The sequence below is a fragment of the Ideonella azotifigens genome (assembly GCF_006519715.1).
Classification (GTDB): Bacteria; Pseudomonadota; Gammaproteobacteria; order Burkholderiales; family Burkholderiaceae_C; genus Ideonella; species Ideonella azotifigens.
In genome coordinates this window covers 1-3,751 of record NZ_VIDT01000548.1, presented here as the reverse complement: position 1 = coordinate 3,751, position 3,751 = coordinate 1, and the positions used below count along the sequence as shown (strand labels likewise).

Genomic DNA, 3,751 nt, shown 5'->3' with positions numbered 1-3,751 from the left:
CCGCCGCGGGTCAGCATCACGCTGAAGCTCAGGCCGTGGGTCATCACCGTCTCGCCGCGCTGCGGCACATGGCCCAGCTCGTGGGCGATCAGCCCGCCGATGGTGTCGAAATCCTGCTCCGGCAGCGTCAGCACCAGGGCTTCGTTGACGGCGGCGATCTCGGCGTCGCCGGCCACGCGGTAGCTGCCGTCGGCCAGCGTGTAGACGCCGCTGGGCGCGTCTGCATCGTCGAACTCGTCCTCGATCTGGCCGACGATGACTTCCAGCACGTCTTCGATGGTGATCAGCCCTGCCGTGGTGCCGAACTCGTCGATCACGATGGCCAGGTGATTGCGGTTCGAGCGGAAGTCGCGCAGCAGCTCGTTCAGGCTCTTGGACTCCGGCACGAAGATCGCCGGGCGCAGCAGGGTGCGCAGGTTCAGCTCGGGCGCCCGCTGCAGCTTGAGCAAGTCCTTGCTCAGCAGGATGCCGATGATGTTGTCGCGCCCGCCCTCGGTCACCGGGAAACGCGAGTGGCCGGTGGCAATGACCTCGGCCAGCAGGGCCTCGTAGCTCATGCCGATGTCCAGCACGTCCATGCGCGGGGCGGCGACCATCGCGTCACCGGCGGCCATGTCGGCCAGGCGCAGCACGCCTTCCAGCATCGCCCGCGACTGCGGCTCGATCAGCTCGCGCTGCTCGGCGCTGGCCAGGGTTTCGATCAGCTCGGCCCTGGAGTCCGGACCAGGAGAGAGGAATTCGACCACGCGCTCGAACAAGCTGCGGCCACCGCTTTCGGAGCCGGTGCGCTGGGCGGCGCCGGCAGCGGCATGACCCGGCCGCGGGGGCCGGGGAGACTGGGGTTCGGACACAAGGGGTGCCGGCAGTGGAGGAAGCGGGAGAATACTCGATTCGTTTTTCAGCCGCAGGGCAGCGGCGCGAGTTCGGCTTGACAGCGCCGGGGTCAGGCCTCAGAGTCCGCCCCCCGCGCCAGGCAAGGCAAATGCAAGCAAGAAACAAGCAAGAAACGGGCAATCTTTCAGCGTTGAAATCGGCGCTGTCCACGGCTGGCCCTGCCGGCCAAACCCCGGCGCCAGCGCAAACCCGGCAGGGCATTGAAAATGCCAGACTGACCCCAAAGTGACGCCGATCCGGGGCCTGCTCCGCGAGAAGCCCCGCGACCGAAACCCTTCACCTACAGAAGCGCCGCCATGTCCCTGATTCCTGCGACCATCCTCACCGGCTTCCTCGGCTCGGGCAAGACCACCCTGCTCAAGCGCGTGCTGACCGAAGCCCACGGCCAGAAGATTGCCGTGATCGAAAACGAGTTCGGCGAGGAAAACATCGACACCGACATCCTGGTCACCGAAACCAAGGAGCAGGTGATCCAGATGAACAACGGCTGCGTCTGCTGCACCATCCGCGAAGATTTGCGCACCACGCTGGCCGACTTGGCAGCGCGCCGCCGCAAAGGCGAGCTGGATTTCGAGCGCGTGGTGATCGAGACCACCGGCCTGGCCGACCCGGGCCCGGTCGCCCAGACCTTCTTCATGGACGACGAGGTCGCCGAGAGCTACCAGCTGGACTCCATCCTGACGCTGGTCGACGCCAAGCACGCAGACCAGCAGCTCAACGACCGCGTGGAAGCCCAGCGCCAGGTCGGGTTTGCCGACCAGATCTTCATCAGCAAGACCGACCTGGTCGACGAAGCCTCGGCCGATGCGCTGGCCCACCGGCTGAAGCACATGAACCCGCGCGCGCCGCAGCAGCGGGTGCACTTCGGCGAAGTGCCGCTGGCCAGCGTGTTCGACCTGAAGGGCTTCAACCTGAATGCCAAGCTGGACATCGACCCGGAGTTCCTGAACGACGGCGGCCATGACCACGCGCACGATCACCACGGCCATGACCACCATGACCACGAACATGGCGAGCACTGCGACCACCCGCACCACCACCAGCACGACGACGACGTGAAGTCCTTTGTCTTCCGCGCCACCAAGCCGCTGTCGCCGACCAAGCTGGAAGACTTCCTGGGCGCCATCGTGCAGGTCTACGGCCCCAAGATGCTGCGCTACAAGGGTGTGCTGAACGTCAAGGGCAGCGAGCGCAAGGTCATCTTCCAGGGCGTGCACCAGCTGATGGGCAGCGACCTGGGGCCGAAATGGGCGCCAGGCGAAGCCAAGGTCAGCAAGATGGTGTTCATCGGCATCGACCTGCCCAAGGAAATCCTGCTGCAAGGCCTGGAAGGCTGTGTTGCCTGAGGCCGGCCGCGGCTGCGTTGCCGGCAGTTTTGACACGGTCCTCGCCAACACATGGCCGTTGCTTGAAAGCAGTGGAAAAAGGTCTTACCGTGAACTCAGACCGCGTGGCTACAATCCGCGCGCCCCGACCCGGCCCGTGACGTGGCATGTGCACCACAATCAAGCGCTACCGCGGGGTATAACCGCCCTTTCACGTGCGTTGTGGTGAGGAGACCGACCGTGAGCAAGACCCCGGCCAAGACTTCCGATTCCAGTCTGGCGTCCGATGCGGAATCCGCCAAGAAGCCAGCAGGTGCCAAAAGCGCTGCCGGCAAGAGTGCTGACAAGGCGACCGAAAAACCCGCCGCCGTGAAAGCTGCGGTGAGCCCGCCGGTGTCCTCCATCAGCCGCCCGCGCAGTGGCAGCGGACCGGTCAGTTCCACCGCCAGTTTTGCTGAGCGCTTTTCTCCTCCCAAGCCTTCGGCTAAACCCTATCCTGAACCCATGAATGCTGTGAAGCCTGCCGCGAAAGCAGACCCCAAGCTGGCCAACGCCTGGAAAACCAAGGCGGGCCGCGACCTGACCGAACCCGAGCTGATGGCCATGCCAGAAGCCGAGTACATGAACGAGAAGCAGCTGGAGTTCTTCCGCGCCAAGCTGCAGGAGCAGAAGGACGCGCTGCTGTCGAATGCCGGTGAAACCACCGAGCACCTGCGCGAAGACACCTCCATCGTGCCGGACCCGGCCGACCGGGCAACGATCGAGGAAGAGCACGCACTGGAGCTGCGCACCCGCGACCGCGAGCGCAAGCTGCTGAAGAAGATCTCGCAGTCCATCGCCCGCATCGACGCTGGCGACTACGGCTTCTGCGACGAGACCGGCGAGCCCATCGGCCTGGGCCGGCTGCTGGCCCGCCCGACGGCCACGCTGTCGCTCGAAGCGCAGCAGCGCCGCGAGCTCAAGCAGAAGATGTTCGGCGACTGAGCCGGCACTTGCGCTTTCCCAAAGCCGCCCTTCCCCTCGCGTGATCCTTCAGCCGGGCAAACCGCACCATGGCCAGCAGTAACGACAACGGTGGCGTGCTGCGCCGCATGGTGAAGATGGTGTCTTCACCGGCGCGCGACCTGATGGGTCTGCCCACCGATGCCGGCGCCAGCCAGTTTGCCGACGTCGAAAAGGCCGAGCTGAAGGCCATGATCGAGCGCAAGCGGCGCAACGATTTCGTGCGCAAGCGCGAGCTCGACATGTTGCGCCGCATCCGCCGCGAAGGCCTCAGCCCCGAACAGGCCAGCGCCTTGGGCGCCAGCTCCCGGCTGGACGACTCCGACGTGCGGCCCACGCACCTGCCCGGCGCCCCTGACCCGGGCATGAAGGCCAAGATCGACGCGATCGAGAAGCAGATGGTGGGCAGCAGCGGCTCGGCCCGGCTGCCACGCGGCGTGACCATGCCGCCCACGCTGACCACGCCGATCGAGAGCCAGACCACCGTGCCGGTGCCCGGCTCGGGCAGCATGCCGATGGACCCGACCCGG

At 66.0% G+C, this 3,751-nt stretch carries 3 protein-coding genes and 1 pseudogene; 3 read left to right on the top strand and 1 reads right to left on the bottom strand.

Annotation, left to right across the window (positions count from 1 at the left end; genetic code table 11):
• Nucleotides 1–851, bottom strand: an 851-nt coding sequence (locus FKP22_RS23800; RefSeq protein ID WP_141290149.1) for a CorC family transporter, incomplete at its 3' end; no start/stop codon positions are given.
• A gap of 339 nt (nucleotides 852–1,190) precedes the next feature.
• Here FKP22_RS23800 and FKP22_RS23795 point away from each other — a divergent pair.
• The 3 genes and pseudogenes from FKP22_RS23795 to FKP22_RS23785 all read left to right on the top strand — a co-directional run.
• Complete coding sequence (locus FKP22_RS23795; protein ID WP_141290148.1) at nucleotides 1,191–2,240, top strand: CobW family GTP-binding protein; 1,050 nt, start codon at nucleotides 1,191–1,193, stop codon at nucleotides 2,238–2,240.
• A gap of 483 nt (nucleotides 2,241–2,723) precedes the next feature.
• Nucleotides 2,724–3,203 (top strand): RNA polymerase-binding protein DksA, encoded by a 480-nt coding sequence (gene dksA / locus FKP22_RS32575; RefSeq protein WP_141290147.1) that lies wholly within the window; start codon nucleotides 2,724–2,726, stop codon nucleotides 3,201–3,203.
• 68 nt (nucleotides 3,204–3,271) lie between these two features.
• Nucleotides 3,272–3,751: pseudogene (locus FKP22_RS23785) on the top strand (hypothetical protein); the annotation flags it as partial.

Excerpts from the sequence above, each read along its gene's own strand:
- dksA (WP_141290147.1), top strand. The coding sequence starts at position 2,724 with ATGAATGCTGTGAAGCCTGCCGCGAAAGCAGACCCCAAGCTGGCCAAC.
- FKP22_RS23795 (WP_141290148.1), top strand. The coding sequence starts at position 1,191 with ATGTCCCTGATTCCTGCGACCATCCTCACCGGCTTCCTCGGCTCGGGC.